Raw genomic sequence first — 16592 nt, 5'->3', positions numbered from 1 at the left:
AACGAAAAACATTGCCGCTGGTGGTAGATAATTACCGGCCCGCGGCCGAAAAAACAAGCTAACGCTCAAAATGATGATGACCAAACCTGAAATTTTCGGCTTCTCGCCGGATGAAAAATATGCCACGAGTGTCGCCTACTTCTCGATGGAATTCGCTGTTGACCAGGCGCTCAAAACTTATAGCGGCGGGTTAGGCTTTTTAGCTGGCTCACACATGCGTAGTGCATATGAATTTAAGCAAAACCTGTTAGGTATAGGAATCCTTTGGAAATATGGTTATTATGACCAAACCAGGGACAGCGAGGGCTTGATGAAAACCACGTTCATCAAAAAAGAATATACTTTTTTAAAAGATACCGGTATCATTTTTACAGTAAGGGTGCATGACGCTCCGGTGCAGGTTAAAGCCTACCTGCTGCACCCGGAGACCTTTGGTACCGCCCCCCTGTTCCTGCTAAGCACGGATATCAAGGAGAATGATGAACTTTCACGATCTATCACCCATTACCTGTATGACCCCAATGAGGCGAGCAGGATTGCGCAGACCATTGTTTTAGGGATCGGTGGCGCCAGCTTGCTGGATATATTGGGTTTGGCGCCGGATGTTTATCACATGAATGAAGGACACGCATTGTCGCTTAACTTCTACCTCTATGCCAAATACAAAAGCCTCGAAGAAGTAAGAAAAAGAGTGGTTTTTACAACCCATACACCGGAGATGGCTGGCAACGAGTCGCATAAATACAGTCTGCTAAAAGAAATGTCTTTTTTCTACCATCTGCAGGAACATGAGGTCAAAAGCCTGCTGGGTTTAGCGGGCGATCAATTTAACTACACCCTTGCGGCACTCAAATTCTCAGGGAAGGCGAATGGCGTTTCCAGGCTTCATGGCAAAGTGGCACAACAAATGTGGGGCGGCAACCCCGGTATCTGCGATATCATCCCGATCACCAACGCGCAGAACAAAAATTATTGGAAGGATGCCCCGCTTGATAACGCAATCGCCGTCGGGGATGACCAGGCGATCATCCGTCGGAAAAAAGAAATGAAACGGGAGTTGTTTAAGGTGGTGGCCGATCAATGCGGTAAGTTGTTTGATGAAAACATACTTACCATAGTTTGGGCCCGACGCTTTACCGGTTATAAACGTGCAGATTTATTGATGGCAGACTGGGCCCGGTTTATCAGCCTGCTAAACCAGACGAACCGGCCGGTGCAGCTAATATGGGCGGGGAAGCCTTACCCCCGTGATGAGCAGTCGATCGGGCTGTTCAACCAGATCATCACCAGCGCCCAACCGTTTGCCCGTTGCGCGGTACTTACCGGCTATGAGTTGCAGCTGTCGGCATTGTTAAAAAAAGGTTCGGACGTTTGGCTCAATAATCCCCGGCTCTACCACGAAGCTTCGGGGACGAGCGGTATGACAGCTGCGATGAACGGCAGTATTAACCTGTCTATGCCGGATGGCTGGGTACCTGAATTCGCCCGCGACAAGGATAATTGTTTCCTGATACAACCGGCACCAGACACACTTTCGGAGGTGGAAAAAGATGTTCACGAAAACCGTAACCTCATGGACACCCTTGAAAATGTGGTATTACCCATGTATTATGATCACCCGGAACAGTGGCTGGCCATTCTTAAAAAAGCGGCAACCGATATAGTTCCCAATTTTGAGTCCGGACGGCTGGCCAATGAATATTATACTAAAATGTACAACGGTAATAAATAAAATTTTAAGTTTAAAGACCATGTTATAACGATTATTCATTTTTCTGGGAGAGAGAGGAGGGCTCCTCGTCACTCGTATTGTTTCGCTGTTGATTACCAAGAAATAAAATATATAATTTGTTAATTTATAGTAAATTAGCAATCAACAACTACAAAAACCTTTTTCTATGGATGATGTTCGCCCCTCCTCCATTCAGTATTACGAGAAGCTTCCTATAGCCGTATATCTATGCGACCGAAACGATGTATTGGTGGAATATAATACCGCTGCCGCGTCACTGTTCGAAATCACTCCGCTAACGGGACAAAAAGATTGGTACCCGGCCCTAACGAAATATGACCACGAAGGGCGCCAGATCGATGCAGGCGATAAATCCGTAACAATGGAGATCAAAATGCATCAGGATGGTGTTCGGCAGGAGATCCGCTACCGGATGCCCGATGGTGCCGACCGGTATGTCCTGGTCTCTTCCATCGCGGTATGGGACGAGGCAGAAAACTACGACGGCGCAATCCATACGTTGATCGATGTAACCGCTCAGCGCAGGTCAGAAAGACAACAGGCCCTGCTCGCCGCTATCGTCGATTCATCCGATGACGCCATTATCACCAAGGATCTGGATGGCCAAATCACCAGCTGGAACCGGGGCGCGGAGCGCCTGTTCGGGTACAGCGCCGCCGAAGCAGTAGGGCAGCACATCAGTCTGATCATCCCCGCCGAACGGCTGGCGGAAGAAAAACGGCTCATCAAAGCGATTAGCGAAGGCAAAAAGGTGGAACATTTCGAAACCGTGCGCCGAACCAAAACTGGGCAGGAAATACCGATCTCGCTGACCGTTTCCCCTGTACGCGACACTTCGGGCCGGGTTGTCGGCGCCTCCAAGATTGCCCGTGATATTACCCGGCAGAAACTGGCAGAGGAACAGGTAAAGACCTATACTACACACCTGGAGGACATGGTTGCACAACGGACCGACGAACTGAACCGGGCCTTGCAAAAAGAAAAAGAATTGAGTCAGCTGAAGAGCCGTTTCGTATCAATGGCCTCTCATGAGTTCCGCACACCGCTCAGCGCAATCAAACTCTCCGCCTCCCTCATCGAAAAATATGCGCAGCCTTACACGGACCTTAATATTGCCAAACATATAGGCAAAATCAAGAATTCCGTCAATAACCTTTCCGGCATCCTGGGCGAGTTTCTTTCAATGGAAAAGCTGGAGTCTGGGAAGATCAGCGTTTCGCTGACAGAATTTGACCTGTCTGAATTTTGCCAGGAAACGGCCCTGGAAATGCAGATGCTGGCCAAACCAGGACAACGACTACTTTACCGGCATACGGGAGCAACAGAACCAGTGCTGCTGGATCAGCAATTGCTCAAGAACTGCCTTCATAACCTACTATCCAACGCGATCAAATATTCATCCGAAGACACCATAATCGGGCTGGACACTGAACTTCTCACCGCGAATGCCGCCTGTCTGTCTCTGACCAGGGAATCGGCATACCGGAAGGAGACCAGGTGCATTTGTTTAGCCCATTTTTTCGCGCAGGGAACACCGGGTCCATCCAGGGCACAGGGCTGGGTCTGAATATTGTGGCCAGGTACGCGAGCCTTATGGATGGGGCGATCGGCTTTGAGAGTCAATCCGGTCAGGGTAGCACCTTCACACTGCGTTTCCGGCAGCCGCAGATCAAGTAAAGGGACGTTTCAAAACTAATAGGAATATTAAACAATCTTTGTTAATTTTATAGATAGTCTGCGGCCAGGTCACCGCACAACAAAAAACAGCCACCATGAAAAAGATCTTACTGATAGAGGACAATGATGACATCCGGGAAAACACCTGTGAGCTGTTGGAATTGGAAGGCTACGAGGTTGTGGCGGCTACCGACGGACGGGCCGGGATGTTGCTTGCACAGGAATGCCTTCCGGATATTATTTTGTGTGACATTATGATGCCCCAGGCCGATGGCTATGAAGTGTTTCGGGAATTAAAAGCCATACCCTCAACCGCGGCCATTCCATTCATATTTCTTACTGCCAACTCTGAAAATACGGAAATGGAGGCTGCCATGCGCTTAGGCGCCGATGGCTATATCCGCAAACCTTTCAGTCCCGAAGAACTCCTGGAAGTGCTCGGCCGCTGCTGCCTGCTCGCTGACAAGCACTGACGGTGGAAGTTTTCACATGGTTATCGTCACATTCCTTTCAACCTGGCGATGGGCACGGGAAAGGTCTACCAACCCACCTTTTAGTTTTTCATGCGCTCGAGGCGCTTCAAATCAAGTATCGTGATCAGATTGCCGTTCTTATCAATCAGGCCTTCGCTCCGGAAATCCGATAAGGTACGGCTGACCGTTTCTGTAGCTATACCTGCCAGCGCCGCCAAATCTTCACGGGATATTTTGAGCCCGGCATCGGTGGAAACGGACTGACGCTGCAGGCGCAAAATAGCTTCGGCCAGCTTTTTCCGGACCGAATGATAAGCCATCTGCAATAACTGATCCTCGTTTTCCCGAATCTGATCAGCCAATAGCTTAATAAACTGACGCGCCAGATCAGGGTATACACTCAGCAATTGCTCCAGTTGTTCTTTGGGAATAAGGCAGAGCTGACTGTCCTCGAGCGCTGTGGCAGTTTCGGCATAGGCGTCATCGGCCAACAATGCGTGGATGCCCAGGTATTGGTCTGCGGTATGCATAGCGGTGATCAGTTCACGGCCATCCTCGGCCAGTTTACTGGTCTTTATTTTCCCCTCAAGTACAATATAAAGCCCGTTCCCTTTATCACCTTCATAATAAATAACCTGGTTCTTTTTGAAATGCCTGGTCTTGCGTTCGCGAATAATCCGTTGCAACTCCGCCAGTCCATTGTTCCGGGCAACAAGATGGCCCAGCTGGTCCAGGGTCTTGCTGTAAAATTCCTTTTGCTGGTCCCTTTTTTTCAAGCGACTTTCAATTGCGTTCAGCAGTTCCACATCGTCAAAAGGCTTGGTCAGGTAATCGTCGGCACCCATTTCCATAGCTTTGCGCAGATCCACCCGGTCGGCCTTAGCTGTCAGAAAAATAAAGGGAATATGGGCCGTTTGGGGCACTTTGCCCAACAGGTGCAACACACCGTATCCATCCAGTTCCGGCATCATGATATCACATAGGATTATATCAGGCAGCTGTATCCGGGCCTGCTCCACCCCTTCTTTGCCATTACCGGCAACATATACCGTATGACCTGCCAACTCCAATATCTCCGCTACGCTTTCGCGGATATCGCAGTTATCTTCTATAATCAAAATTTTGATATTCATGTTCCAGTCTCGTTAACTATAGCTTTTTAACATTCTGTTGTGCAATTTAATAACCTGACTGCCAGTACACAGCACGTACTGGCGGCACCAAAGAGTAGTATCATATAGTAGTGTTACCGTTTATTACTGACCCCTAAAATTAGGCAGGCCAGTCTCCGAAAAATATGACCGGAGACACATCAAGGGGTGATCATCGTCAGAAAAATCGCGCAACTATTGTGCATAACATGACTAAACTCATTCCTTCTTCTGTTAGTCATCATTGCGTTACCGGGCAGAACAGGATAAATTGTCTAAAAAAAACAGATGAACAATAACCAATTAGCAGCGATCCTCGGCTGGAGGAAATATGTTGAGCATAGCAATGACAGAATCCCAGACCGCGGGGATAATATTATGTACCGTTTCCGCCTGCTGTTTTATACCGGCTGCGGGGTTTCTGTCGTCCTGGTTGTGGTGTTGGGATTGATTTCGTATATGCACCTCAGCCAACTGCAGGCTACGACCGCCCGCACCGGCCTGCAATCCGGTGCATTGAGACAGATCAAACTATTTGTGACCGCCGGAACCGCCATGGTGCTGATGATTGTGGCTTTTTTGGTCTATATCGTCCTGAATGAGCTGAAGAGCCGTTCCCGGGCCTACCAGCACGAACATCAACTGAATAAACTGAAAAGCAATTTTATCACGCTTGCGTCGCACGAGTTCCGCACGCCATTGAGCTCGGTAATGCTCTCAGCCGCGCTGATCGAAAAATACGCCCAAAAACAGGAAACCGAAAATATCGTCAAACATAGCCTGAAGATTAAAACGGTGGTTCACCGACTCGAGGTTATCCTGGATGACTTTCTCTCGCTCGAAAAACTGGATGCCGGGCGGGTAATGGCCAGCGCCGTCAGCTTCGACCTGGATACGTTGTGCCGGGAGACAATGGAGGAAGTTTGTTTCATGGGCAAGCCTGGTCAGCAGTTCAGCTATGAACAAACGGGTAACGTCGGCATGGTCGGACTCGATCAGGAACTGATCAGAAAGGCGCTGACCAACTTATTGTTCAATGCCGTCAAATACGCAGGTGAACAGGCGCATATCTGGCTGCTGCTGCAAATTACGGAGGAATGGATCACTATCAGCGTGAAGGATAATGGCACCGGTATAGCAGAAAAAGACCAGCATCAATTGTTCACGATCTTTCACAGGGTTGATGATTCGGGAAACATCCCCGGCACGGGACTGGGGCTGCACATTGTTAAACGATATGTACAGTTGATGGGTGGCACTCTACATTTTTACAGCAGGCCGCAGGACGAAACCTGTTTTGAAATGACCTTTCCGGTGAGCCGCTGAGCTTTCAGTCTTAGGAATGCGGGAGGAACCGGTAGCGTAAAAGGCTGACAGGGACCCGTAGCCCAAAAAAAACGAATAAAAAGGCATGGTCAGTGGAGGACTAAAATTAATCTGCAGCAGTTCCATGATCATTGATTTTCAATTCTTGCCGGGAAACACCAGTACAGGTATATGCGGACGGCTGAGGGCTTTCATTGTATGGCTGCCCTGCAACAGACGTGAAAAAAAAGAATGTGGATAATGTACAAGCGCGAGCAGGTCTGCTCCCGTTTCCCCGCAAAGACGATCAACCCTCGCGAGGAAATCCTTACCTCTGATATCTTTGTATATAATCTTCGGATAATTTAATTTGTAAACCTGGCTCACGAACGACAGTTTCTTTTGATCATCCGCTCCTTCCTGTTTACCGAACTGACTGACATGAACAATTTCCAGTTGAAAATCAAATAGTTCCCCCAATTTGACCAGGTATTTAACGGCTTTCATATCCCCGGCGTTAAAGTCTGTGGCGAAAACCACTTTTTTTATTGTGCCGAGGTCGTGCTCCTGCGGTATGACCATTACAGGGCAGCCCGCTTGTTCTATCACCGACCGGGTGTCGTTCCCGAACCATAGATGATCAAAAGCGCTTCCGGACCTGCCGCCCATCACGATCATTTCAATCTGCTGCTGTTTAACTACAGTGAGGATGTTCTCGCCGAGGCTGCCTTCGGCTATCTGGCGGTGTACAACCGGGTTGTAACTCATTGAACCCAGCTTACCAATCATTATTTCAAGTTGCTCGGTAAGCTCGAGAAGATGCCCGCGGCTTTCATCCATCTGCCAACTCGTTTCTTCGGCCACAAAGCCACCGCCTATATGATAGGGTGTTACCGGGATGCCGGCTATATTGTGCAGCAATAGGAGATCGGCATGCAGCTTTTCTCCCAACATCACCACCGACCGTGCCGCATGCGCAGCGTTTTCGGAAAAGTCAGTAAGCAGAAGTATTCTTTTCATGGTATTTTAATTAAGACTTTACTTTCAAATCTTTCCATTTTATTGCTCTCAAAGAATGACCACCATCTTTTAATATACTGATCAAGGCCTGTTATTCCTCCGAGATTTGTGACCATCAACATAGCAATCCGAACGACGAATTTAAATTTTTGTAACCCTCCTAGATGGAAAGGATTAACCTCATCATCGAGATTATGGGTGAGTTGGTTAAATAGGTATCATCGCTTTTATACCGCTTTTTCCTTTGTCATAATCGCTTCCGTGTAATTGAATAGGTCTGTCTTGGTTACCTTCACCGCTGCAAACAAAGCCCTTAATTCTGTTCTTAGCTTATTGTATCTTTCCAGAAAATCAATTCCCATTTCCTTTTTCGAATCGTCAATGAACGGTTTAAGAAAATGGAGAAATTCCGGAATTTTTATTTTAAGGGAATCTATATGCTGTTCCTGTCCCCGTATTTTTGTTATAAAGTCTGCTGCCGTGGCTGGCATTTCTTTTAGAGGGCACGCTTCCTGGTATTTAAGCAGAATATTCTTAAAAAAACGCACTTCATCTTCCATAAAAGAAATGTCCTGCAACCAGTGCTGGCTTAAAATATACAGTTCCTGTAGTTCGTACTCTAATTGAGTGTCGGATTGTTTCGTGTTCATAGCTTTATAATTGATAAATTTTCGTCGTCCATCAACTCCTCAAAAACATGAGGAGGCCAGCCTGCCAAACCAGTTTGTGGAATTTGTGCCGGAATGATCATGGCATTACAAAGGGCCACGTTGGCTTTTAATTGTTTGGCCAGTTCAAATCCATAACGGGCAACCTGTTTCCAACCGTCGGAAAAATCATTGGTTATTACTATTGTTTTCATGACTTTACACAATCAATTTGTTATATAAAGCTGCCTAATTATTTGCAGTATAAAACTGATGACGGTCATGTTTTATGGTGACCTTATGTCGGAAAAAACAGTCATATTAACCGGCGACAGACGATATTTTATGAACTAAAATGAGTTTCGGCATTTTTTAGGGAGCAATATCTCTGCAATTTTGAACAGCATTGATCTTGACCGGACTCTATTTAGCACGATCATGGTTAAATAAGCACCAGAACTATTTTGACACCCTATATTATCATATCATCCTATGTTTGGCTTTAACGCTTTCACCTCACTGAAAAAGATCTTCGCTACAGAAGTTAAGGCAGAAACCGATCAGTATTATCTCTCCGGGGTAAGCCGACCTCTACGGGATATAACGGATTTGCCAGAAGTCCTGCAACAGTGCTTGTCTGCCTCTGGCTACACCGGTAAAGAAAATTTGATCTGTTGTAGCGTCAGTTGGAAAGAGGCGTTTTTAAAAACAGCCAATCAACAAAACTGGGCTCCCCTGGTATGCAAACAGGTGAACTTTCTTCCGGTACCTGCGAGAATCGTGTATATGCGATCCAAATTGATGGGTGTAGTGCCGTTTGGTGCGCGGGATAAATATCAAAATGGAAAGGGAAGCATGCTGATCAAGCTGATGAATATTTTCACACTATCTGATACCAAGGGAAAAGAAATGGATGTGGCGGAACTGGTAACGATTTTGGCAGAAACCATGCTGATCCCAGCCTATGCGCTACAACCCTACATCAGCTGGAGAGAATTGGATCATTATACCCTGGAAGGGATCATTCATGATCGAGGTGTTTCTGCAAGCGGTATTTTCTACTTCAATAAACACAATGAGTTTCTTCGCTTTGAAACTTCAGATCGTTATTATACGGATCACGGAACTTTTAAAAAGTATAAATGGATCGCCTATGCCGGAGGTTACATGGAAAGAAACGGGATCAGGTTCCCTTCCGAATTCAGGGCAGTGTGGAAAATGCCGCATGAAGACTACTGTTATTTCAAAGGTAAAATTGACAGACTGGAGAACAATATATTTGATAGAGCGGTATCAAACACAATAGACGGAAGCAGCTAAACATTTCTGTTTAGAAAAAACTCCTTTTATCGCATTTATTTTAGCACCTAAGTATATCCTGATTTGACATCATCGAAACTGCCGGAATGTGCTTTATCTTATTAAAAGGTTGATAAATGAATTCGTGATTTGCATCATTTATTTAAATGCCAGCCATCATTATATAACTCAATTTTTTAAGAAATATTTGTAATTATAAGTAAGCCATTGCCAAAAATGCAGTAATTATTATGGCTGAAAGACTAATGAAAGCTATTGATATACATTTATTTATTGCTCATCAATAATAAATATAAAAGCAATGCAGGTTTTTTAGCCAATTGACCTTTAAATCACCAATAAATAAAATTATGGAAAAGATACTCGTCACTACCGACCAGTCCATCAATTCAAGGGCCGCGATTCGTTTTGCCATTAAGCTGGCGAAGCAACGCAAAGCCGAATTAATTATTCTTCATGTATACCATCTGTTAAAACCTTTCAAATGGAGTGAACAAGCCTTTGAAGAGTATGCCGGTAACTTCAGAAAAAAAACGGTTGAAGAGCTATCTTCATTTATTGCAGAAATCTACAAGGCTATTGAGGAACCTGAAAGCAACTATCAATTGGTACTGGTATCTAACATTGATGTGGCGGATGGGATCATGGATTATGCAAACAAACATCATTGCTCCTATATATGTATCAGTACCCGTGGTGCGGGCGCCCTCACAAAAATATTCGGAACCCATACCGCTAAGCTCATCTCCAATTCTGCAATCCCTGTACTATGCATTCCAAGTAATTATCATCTCAAAGAATTAAAGCATATTCTGTATGCATCGGACATGACCGATTACGAACGTGAACTCGATAAAGTAATTGCCTTTGCACGGCCTATAAAGGCGAGTGTTGAAATGATGCATATTTCCTATCCTTATGAGTTTGCATTTGATAAAGAGTTTATGGAGGCTATGTTAAAGAAAAAAGCGAATTATACTGTGAGTATCCTAAAAAGAGAAAGAGATATCACCAATGCTTTGCTGGAAGATATTGACGATGCCATTAAAATCAGTAAACCATCTCTTTTGGTTTTGTTTACCCATCAGTCAAGGTCCATGTTTGAAAAATTATTTTTCCCTTCCAATGCAGAGAATTACTCCTTTCATGGAAAAATCCCTTTACTCACCTTCAATAAAATGGAAAACAAATAACAGCTTACCAAATGATAATGAAATATCCCTTAGATCACCCTTTTTCATTATCCCTGGAGGAAGTTGCAACACTCGTTCAAACAAATGTGAATAAAGGTATTCCTCAAAATGAGGCTGCAAAACGCAGTAAATCCTACGGGCTTAATATCTATAAAACTCAAAAGCAGAAAAGCCTCTGGTTTATCCTGCTGTTGCAATTCAGGAGCCCAATCGTTTACCTCCTGGTATTGGGGGCGACCGTTTCACTTTACTTTAAGGATCTGTTGGAGACAATAGCCATTTTGGTTGTTATTGTTATCAATGCCCTGATTGGCTTTTTTATGGAAGTGCAAGCACGCAGTTCTATGAAGACACTCAAAAAAATGGACATCATACTGGCAAAGGTGATCCGCGATGGTAAAACAAAATCAGTCCCGTCGGAACAGCTGGTTCCCGGCGATCTGGTTCCGCTGGAGGCCGGGGATATAATCCCGGCAGATGGCCGTTTAGTAGAGGTGCACCGCTTGCAATGTGATGAATCATCGCTTACCGGCGAATCCCTTCCATCTGAAAAAAACACAGTAGCATTAACCGAGGATACGGTGGTTGGCGATCAAAAAAACATGGCTTTTAAAGGCACGTCCGTGCTCAGCGGGAACGGGAAAATGGTGATCACTGGTATTGCAGCACATACGCAATTAGGCACGATTACCGCTTTAGTGGAAAATTCGACCGATACAGCCACGCCACTGGATAAAAAACTGAATAGATTAAGTCGGAAACTGATCTGGATAACACTGGCTATGACCGCTATTTTTGCGGCAACAGGGTTTATCCAGGGTAAGCAAATATTGATCATCATTGAAACATCCATTGCGCTGGCGGTGGCTGCCATACCTGAGGGTTTACCTATTGTGTCAACGGTTGCTTTATCCTTTGGGATGTTGCTGATGGCCAGGCGGAATGCAATCGTAAAAAAATTATCCGCGGTAGAAACGCTGGGGAGTACTGGGGTGATACTAACTGACAAGACCGGAACCTTAACTGAAAATAAGATCTATGCCGATACATTGGCGTTTCCGGAGGAAAGTATCAAAGTAAACATAGAAAATAATAGTTTAAATTTCCCGGACGATGTGATTAACGTGAGCGCCGAAAACTTTGAAAAATTGCTCTTAACTGGTATTCTATGTAATAATGCCATCATTACAACAGACGAAATGAGCGGCGGGGAAAAGAAGTTCTCCGGAGATCCGGTGGAAGTTGCGTTATTACAAATAGCAGTTGCCGGGGGTTTGGATACCGATGCATTAATCAAACAATACGTACGTATCGGAGAAATTCCATTTAGTTCAGAAATCATGATGATGGGTACTTTGCACCAAACATCATCAGGATATTTTGCTGCCGCTAAAGGAACTGTTGAAAGATTGCTGGAGAAATGCAGTAAAGTTCAATCGGGCACGCTTATAAAAACATTGGATGATGAATCCCGGATTGCCATACTTTCAAAATCGGAGAAAATGGCAACGACCGGGCTGCGGGTATTGGCATTTGCCTACCGGTCGGACAACACACTCGATGACCACAATTATTTGAATGATATGGTTTATATTGGCATGGCTGGTTTTCTTGATCCACCCAGAACACATATTAAGGGGGCCATATTTACTTGTAGAAATGCAGGCATTAAAGTGGTGATGATTACCGGTGACCATCCGCAAACAGCCCTAAATATAGCCAGGGAAGTAGGTTTAATTGATGAAGACAACAAAAATGTAATCACCGGAAGGGAGCTTCCGACGAGTGACTCATTAACAAAAGAATGGAAGGAGCGTATTTTGGCTACTGCAGTTTTTGCACGTGCCTCACCCAAACAAAAACTGGAAATTGCCGACGTTTTTCAAAAGGCCGGGTCAATAGTAGCCATGACAGGCGATGGTGTTAATGATGCACCGGCATTAAAAAAAGCAGATGTTGGTATTGCTATGGGAATCAGAGGAACCCAGGTAGCTAAAGAAACAGCCAGTATTGTTTTGAAAGATGATTCGTTTACTTCAATTGCTGAGGCGGTAGCCCATGGCCGGGAAATATTTCAAAACATTCAAAAGTTCGTCGTCTACCTAATGTCTTGTAATCTGAGTGAGATTTTTATTGTAACCATCTTAGGTATTATTACCCCTGCGGCCACTTTACTGCCCCTGCAGATCCTTTTCTTAAATATGGTTACAGACATATTCCCCGCGCTGGCACTGGGCTTAGGTACAGGCGATAAAACAGTGATGCAGAAACCACCCAGAGACCCTGCAAAGGAAATCATTACCAATAAAGGCTGGATGGTTATTGCCTTATACTCAGTAACCATGACCTCGGCAGTAATTATTGCAGTAGTTTACTGTAAAGAGGTGATTCATAGCAACAACAGTGTATGCAATAATGTAGCGTTTATTACGCTCACGTTTGCACAATTATTTCATGTGTTCAACATGTCTTCGAAGGGTTCTGCCTTTTTTAATAATGAAATTACCAGGAACAAATTTGTATGGGTGGCCGTTTTCATCTGTAGCGGCCTTACACTAATGGTTTTTGCAATCCCCGGTATCCGTTTAGTGTTAGGGCTATCGGTACTTTCGCTTAAATTATGGGTTACCGCAATAGCAGCGGGGATGTTACCATTGGTCGTTATCCAGGCTTTCAAAGTAATACCCAGGAAAACTAACCAACTATGTCATTAAAAACTTCCATCAGGCTTTTTACAGGGCAGCTCATCGCCCAGGAGTACCCCCCATTGCTTAAAATTTTCAGAGCGGTCAAACGCTATTTTTAAAATAGAAAGAACAGGCATCGCCAGGAACATACCCGATATACCAGCCATGCTGCCAGCTATAATGATCCCAAGAATGGAAACAAGCGGGTTAATTTTTACCTGTGAGCCTACAATCCGTGGCATTAAAATATTATTATCCAGCAATTGCACAAACGTAATAGCGCCTAATACGATCAGTACATCTGCAATACTATCAGATGAAGCAAGGGTTAACAATACACCTAAAATATTACCAATTAAGGCCCCCAGGTAAGGAATAAGGTTTAAAAAAGCAAAGATGATCCCTATCAGTAACGCATTTTGGATACCAAAAAGCCACAATATTCCCCCTAAAAGTATAATGATATAGGCGATTTGTATCAATAAGCCAACCAGGTAGCTTTTTACCATTTGCTCTGTCTGACGGATACCTTCTTCTACATTTTGATGCTCATCTTGTTTAAAACACATCAGCACAAACTTTAAAAAAAGATTCCTGTACAGCATGATCAGGTATATGTAGATCGGCAACAGTCCAATAAATATGACTATGCCTGATAAAGACCCTACCGCACCTTTCAAAACACCGCCCAGGGAATTAAAAAGTTTTTGGCTTTGTACGTTAATAAATTTCAGCTGTTCTGCCGGAGAGTATCCAAATGAGTTACTTATCCAAATACTTAAATTATCCAAATGTTTAGCTACGGTCTTTTCTATTTGCGGAAAATCATTTAACAGGGCCCCCACCTGGCTGGAAAACAACCAAATGATTAACGCTATTACAATAGTTAATAACAGTATCGGCAAAAAAACAGCAATGACTTCGGGCAGTTTTAGTTTTCTGAAAAAACGAAATATAGGCAAGAGCATCAGGCTGAAGAAAAATGCCATTAATATGGGCATTATGATTGTATTTCCAGCCACCACGATAGTTCCTAAAACAAACAGGCCTATTAATTCTATAGCAAGTTTTACGGTCGTCGGCATTTTATTTATCATAGGATACAGTTAGGTTAAACTATTGCAATTTGCTTTTTCATTATTCAATATAAGCCTTTTTTATTTTACTAAATAATTAATAGTCAGCCGGGTAAGCTGACCGGATAAATATTGGTATTTTTTTCCGTTGGATGTTTGTTCAAACCGTCCTGTTTTCTTGATAATATGGATTTTATAAAGAATGATCCCGATGTTATTTCCGATGTTGCTTTCCCGGCCGTTATACCATGTGATGGATGAGTGGCAGCTCCAGACCTGTTAATTCTTCAAAAACGCCCCAGATTATAACACATTCCCGGTTAACCAGCCAAACCGGTTAAGCACCTGGCTTTTTAATAAATCCTCTTTCTGGTTTTCGTTTAATTCTCCTAACATGACGGACGGCTTACTGGTTAACAATCTAATATCCCGATCTGAAGTAGTTTTATCAGTCCTGGTACAGCAGCAGTTCCTGTGCACGAATCACGAATTCGGTGAGGTGGGTAAATTGCCTGTTTTCATATTCCCAGTTAAGAATGAACCGGTATCTACCATCATCACATGGGCCCAGAGCAACTTCAAAGTCTTTCTTTCCTTCGCTGTCAACCAGAATTTGTTGAGCTGTATACGTATCACCACAAAGGCGACTCAAACAAGCCCGGCCTTTAACAGGGTGTAAAAAATTAAATTTCAGACTTGGCATATCTCCTCCCTATTTAAAACAAAATGTAGTACCAAATTTAGATGCCACCGATTTCTCAAAAAATGATATCAGGCACAAAATAGCCTGATCTTCTGTATTTTTCAGACGGGCAAACCAGCCGGTTTAACCGGATCTTCATTTTCCATTCCGGTAAAGGGCTGCGCTTTTAACTCACTACGCTTTATCGGGAACAGTAACTTTGGCCGGCCTTCCTTCATGATCGTAACGGGAACACGAAGTTCATCTTTTAGCTTCACCCGGAGTGCCTCCTGCGCGCAGGGCTCACCATGTACAAGAAAGACCTCCGCGGGCGCCGGTTCAAATCCTTTTATCCACGTTAGCAATTCGCGCTGGTCCGCATGTGCTGATAAGCCGCCGATCTCCAAAGTCCGCGCTCTCACCGGGTAATATTGCCCATGTATCTTAATTTCCGGAACCTGGTTAAGCAGGGCTCTTCCCCGGGTGCCTTCAGCCTGGTATCCAATCATCAGTACGGTGTTCCTTGCATCCCCGAGGTAATGTTTAAGATATTCCAACACCCTGCCACCGGTGAGCATCCCACTTGCAGCGAGCACCACCTTACTTCCTTTTTGACGAATGATTTTTTCTGTATGGTGATAATCCGGGTTAATAGTCACCCCGCTGAACATGCGGGTAGTTTCTGCTTCGGGGATTGTTAGCCAGCCCGGGTATTTCAACAAGGAACGGCCGGCCGAAGCCGCCATAGGGCTATCCAGGAAAACCGGGATGCTTTGAGGTATTCCCCCGGAATTTTTAAGCCGGTATAAAACATGTATCACATCCTGTGCCCGGCCCACAGCAAAACAGGGAATTAGCAGGTTACCGCGCCGAAAAATCGTATCCTTGATGGCCAGGCCAAATGCTTCCGCCGGATCAGCGGCGTCATGCAGCCGATCCCCATATGTGGATTCCATCACCACAAAATCGGCCTTAACCGGATGAACCGGCGGGGGAAGCAATTCTGAATGATAACGCCCGATATCACCAGAAAATACGATAATTTTTCCATAACAAGTAATCTCCAGAGAACAGGCCCCAACAATATGACCGGCGGGGAAAAACTTAAACCAGATCTGCTCATTCAAACGGAAGATACGGTCGGGCTCCAACGTCACAAACTGCTGTAACGCTGTTTCCACATCCTCCGTTGTATATAATGGTTCGGCCGGCCGGTGTTTGCTGTAACCGTGCCTATTGGCTTTATCAGCATCCTCTTCCTGTAATTTTGCGCTGTCCCTCAAAATGAGTTCTGCCAGGTCTCGGGTGGGTGGGCTCATGTAAATTTTGCCCCCGTATCCGTTTTTAACAAATAAAGGAATATACCCGCAATGATCAAGATGTGCATGGGTAAGGATCATCACATCGACGGCCGAAAGTTCAGCCGGCGGTCTTTCCCAGTTTCGTTCCCGGAGAGACTTGATACCCTGAAATAAGCCACAATCTACCAGGATGTTCAACTCCGGTGTTTGCAGCAGGTGTTTTGAACCTGTAACAGTTTCTGCTGCCCCAAAAGACTGTAAATAAACAGCATCATCAATAGAAGCATCATTTGCGTTGTTCATGACT

General features: G+C 44.7%; 15 protein-coding genes. 8 read left to right on the top strand and 7 right to left on the bottom strand.

Going from position 1 to position 16592, the window contains the following annotated elements; translation table 11 throughout:
* Window positions 1-73 precede the first annotated feature (73 nt).
* The 4 genes from glgP to Q0R88_RS01460 all read left to right on the top strand — a co-directional run bounded on the left by glgP (window position 74) and on the right by Q0R88_RS01460 (window position 3903).
* Entirely contained in the window at window positions 74-1732 is a 1659-nt protein-coding gene (gene glgP / locus Q0R88_RS01475) for an alpha-glucan family phosphorylase (protein WP_295711470.1), read from the top strand.
* A 166-nt stretch (window positions 1733-1898) separates the two neighbouring features.
* Entirely contained in the window at window positions 1899-3320 is a 1422-nt protein-coding gene (locus tag Q0R88_RS01470; RefSeq protein WP_295711469.1) for a PAS domain S-box protein, read from the top strand.
* On the top strand, window positions 3251-3430 hold the full coding sequence (locus Q0R88_RS01465) for an ATP-binding protein (protein ID WP_295711468.1): 180 nt from the start codon (window positions 3251-3253) through the stop codon (window positions 3428-3430). The genes Q0R88_RS01470 and Q0R88_RS01465 overlap by 70 nt, the downstream gene beginning before the upstream one ends.
* Window positions 3431-3525: 95 nt before the next feature.
* Window positions 3526-3903: a response regulator gene (locus Q0R88_RS01460; RefSeq protein WP_295711466.1), complete on the top strand. Its 378-nt coding sequence runs from the start codon at window positions 3526-3528 to the stop codon at window positions 3901-3903.
* Between the two features lie 80 nt (window positions 3904-3983).
* On the opposite strand, the gene Q0R88_RS01455 is transcribed toward Q0R88_RS01460, so the two are convergent.
* Window positions 3984-5036, bottom strand: coding sequence for a response regulator (locus Q0R88_RS01455; protein ID WP_295711464.1), 1053 nt, complete (start codon window positions 5034-5036; stop codon window positions 3984-3986).
* A gap of 306 nt (window positions 5037-5342) precedes the next feature.
* On the opposite strand from Q0R88_RS01455, the gene Q0R88_RS01450 reads away from it, so the two are divergent.
* Window positions 5343-6380, top strand: coding sequence for a HAMP domain-containing sensor histidine kinase (locus Q0R88_RS01450; RefSeq protein ID WP_295711462.1), 1038 nt, complete (start codon window positions 5343-5345; stop codon window positions 6378-6380).
* Between the two features lie 138 nt (window positions 6381-6518).
* On the opposite strand, the gene Q0R88_RS01445 is transcribed toward Q0R88_RS01450, so the two are convergent.
* The 3 genes from Q0R88_RS01445 to Q0R88_RS01435 form a co-directional block, all read right to left on the bottom strand.
* Complete coding sequence (locus tag Q0R88_RS01445; protein ID WP_295711461.1) at window positions 6519-7379, bottom strand: universal stress protein; 861 nt, start codon at window positions 7377-7379, stop codon at window positions 6519-6521.
* 227 nt (window positions 7380-7606) lie between these two features.
* Window positions 7607-8029: a hypothetical protein gene (locus Q0R88_RS01440; RefSeq protein ID WP_295711459.1), complete on the bottom strand. Its 423-nt coding sequence runs from the start codon at window positions 8027-8029 to the stop codon at window positions 7607-7609.
* Entirely contained in the window at window positions 8026-8241 is a 216-nt protein-coding gene (locus Q0R88_RS01435; RefSeq protein WP_295711458.1) for a hypothetical protein, read from the bottom strand. Before Q0R88_RS01435 ends, Q0R88_RS01440 begins: the two co-directional genes overlap by 4 nt.
* Before the next feature lie 277 nt (window positions 8242-8518).
* Between Q0R88_RS01435 and Q0R88_RS01430 the strand changes: the two genes are divergently transcribed.
* The 3 genes from Q0R88_RS01430 (at window position 8519) to Q0R88_RS01420 (ending at window position 13253) form a co-directional block, all read left to right on the top strand.
* Entirely contained in the window at window positions 8519-9346 is an 828-nt protein-coding gene (locus tag Q0R88_RS01430) for a DUF6544 family protein (protein WP_295711456.1), read from the top strand.
* A 350-nt stretch (window positions 9347-9696) separates the two neighbouring features.
* Window positions 9697-10539 carry a universal stress protein gene (locus Q0R88_RS01425; RefSeq protein ID WP_295711455.1) on the top strand — a complete coding sequence of 281 codons (843 nt, stop codon included), beginning with the start codon at window positions 9697-9699 and terminating at the stop codon, window positions 10537-10539.
* 17 nt (window positions 10540-10556) lie between these two features.
* A complete protein-coding gene (locus tag Q0R88_RS01420; RefSeq protein ID WP_295711453.1) occupies window positions 10557-13253 on the top strand; it encodes a cation-transporting P-type ATPase in 2697 nt (898 codons plus the stop codon).
* Here the strand turns inward: Q0R88_RS01420 and Q0R88_RS01415 are convergent.
* The 3 genes from Q0R88_RS01415 to Q0R88_RS01405 all read right to left on the bottom strand — a co-directional run bounded on the left by Q0R88_RS01415 (window position 13250) and on the right by Q0R88_RS01405 (window position 16588).
* Complete coding sequence (locus Q0R88_RS01415) at window positions 13250-14311, bottom strand: AI-2E family transporter (protein WP_295711451.1); 1062 nt, start codon at window positions 14309-14311, stop codon at window positions 13250-13252. The two genes, Q0R88_RS01420 and Q0R88_RS01415, sit on opposite strands and share 4 nt — an antisense overlap.
* Window positions 14312-14750: 439 nt before the next feature.
* Window positions 14751-15005, bottom strand: coding sequence for a hypothetical protein (locus Q0R88_RS01410; protein WP_295711450.1), 255 nt, complete (start codon window positions 15003-15005; stop codon window positions 14751-14753).
* A gap of 101 nt (window positions 15006-15106) precedes the next feature.
* The gene (locus Q0R88_RS01405) at window positions 15107-16588 is read right to left on the bottom strand and encodes an MBL fold metallo-hydrolase (protein ID WP_295711449.1); all 1482 of its coding nucleotides are present in this window, start codon (window positions 16586-16588) and stop codon (window positions 15107-15109) included.
* Window positions 16589-16592 lie beyond the last annotated feature (4 nt).

Origin of the sequence: Mucilaginibacter sp. (assembly GCF_025362475.1) — a bacterium.
Lineage (GTDB): Bacteria > Bacteroidota > Bacteroidia > Sphingobacteriales > Sphingobacteriaceae > Mucilaginibacter.
Note: the sequence above shows the minus strand (reverse complement) of the source record. Positions and strands in the feature narration are given on the sequence as shown.

Bases quoted from the DNA above. Each gene is read 5' to 3' on its own strand.
- Q0R88_RS01420 (WP_295711453.1), top strand. From the start codon at position 10,557: ATGAAATATCCCTTAGATCACCCTTTTTCATTATCCCTGGAGGAAGTT.
- Q0R88_RS01430 (WP_295711456.1), top strand. From the start codon at position 8,519: ATGTTTGGCTTTAACGCTTTCACCTCACTGAAAAAGATCTTCGCTACA.
- Q0R88_RS01405 (WP_295711449.1), bottom strand. From the start codon at position 16,588: ATGAACAACGCAAATGATGCTTCTATTGATGATGCTGTTTATTTACAG.
- Q0R88_RS01440 (WP_295711459.1), bottom strand. From the start codon at position 8,029: ATGAACACGAAACAATCCGACACTCAATTAGAGTACGAACTACAGGAA.
- Q0R88_RS01460 (WP_295711466.1), top strand. From the start codon at position 3,526: ATGAAAAAGATCTTACTGATAGAGGACAATGATGACATCCGGGAAAAC.
- Q0R88_RS01450 (WP_295711462.1), top strand. From the start codon at position 5,343: ATGAACAATAACCAATTAGCAGCGATCCTCGGCTGGAGGAAATATGTT.
- Q0R88_RS01455 (WP_295711464.1), bottom strand. From the start codon at position 5,036: ATGAATATCAAAATTTTGATTATAGAAGATAACTGCGATATCCGCGAA.
- Q0R88_RS01445 (WP_295711461.1), bottom strand. From the start codon at position 7,379: ATGAAAAGAATACTTCTGCTTACTGACTTTTCCGAAAACGCTGCGCAT.
- Q0R88_RS01435 (WP_295711458.1), bottom strand. From the start codon at position 8,241: ATGAAAACAATAGTAATAACCAATGATTTTTCCGACGGTTGGAAACAG.
- Q0R88_RS01415 (WP_295711451.1), bottom strand. From the start codon at position 14,311: ATGCCGACGACCGTAAAACTTGCTATAGAATTAATAGGCCTGTTTGTT.
- Q0R88_RS01425 (WP_295711455.1), top strand. From the start codon at position 9,697: ATGGAAAAGATACTCGTCACTACCGACCAGTCCATCAATTCAAGGGCC.
- Q0R88_RS01470 (WP_295711469.1), top strand. From the start codon at position 1,899: ATGGATGATGTTCGCCCCTCCTCCATTCAGTATTACGAGAAGCTTCCT.
- glgP (WP_295711470.1), top strand. From the start codon at position 74: ATGATGACCAAACCTGAAATTTTCGGCTTCTCGCCGGATGAAAAATAT.
- Q0R88_RS01410 (WP_295711450.1), bottom strand. From the start codon at position 15,005: ATGCCAAGTCTGAAATTTAATTTTTTACACCCTGTTAAAGGCCGGGCT.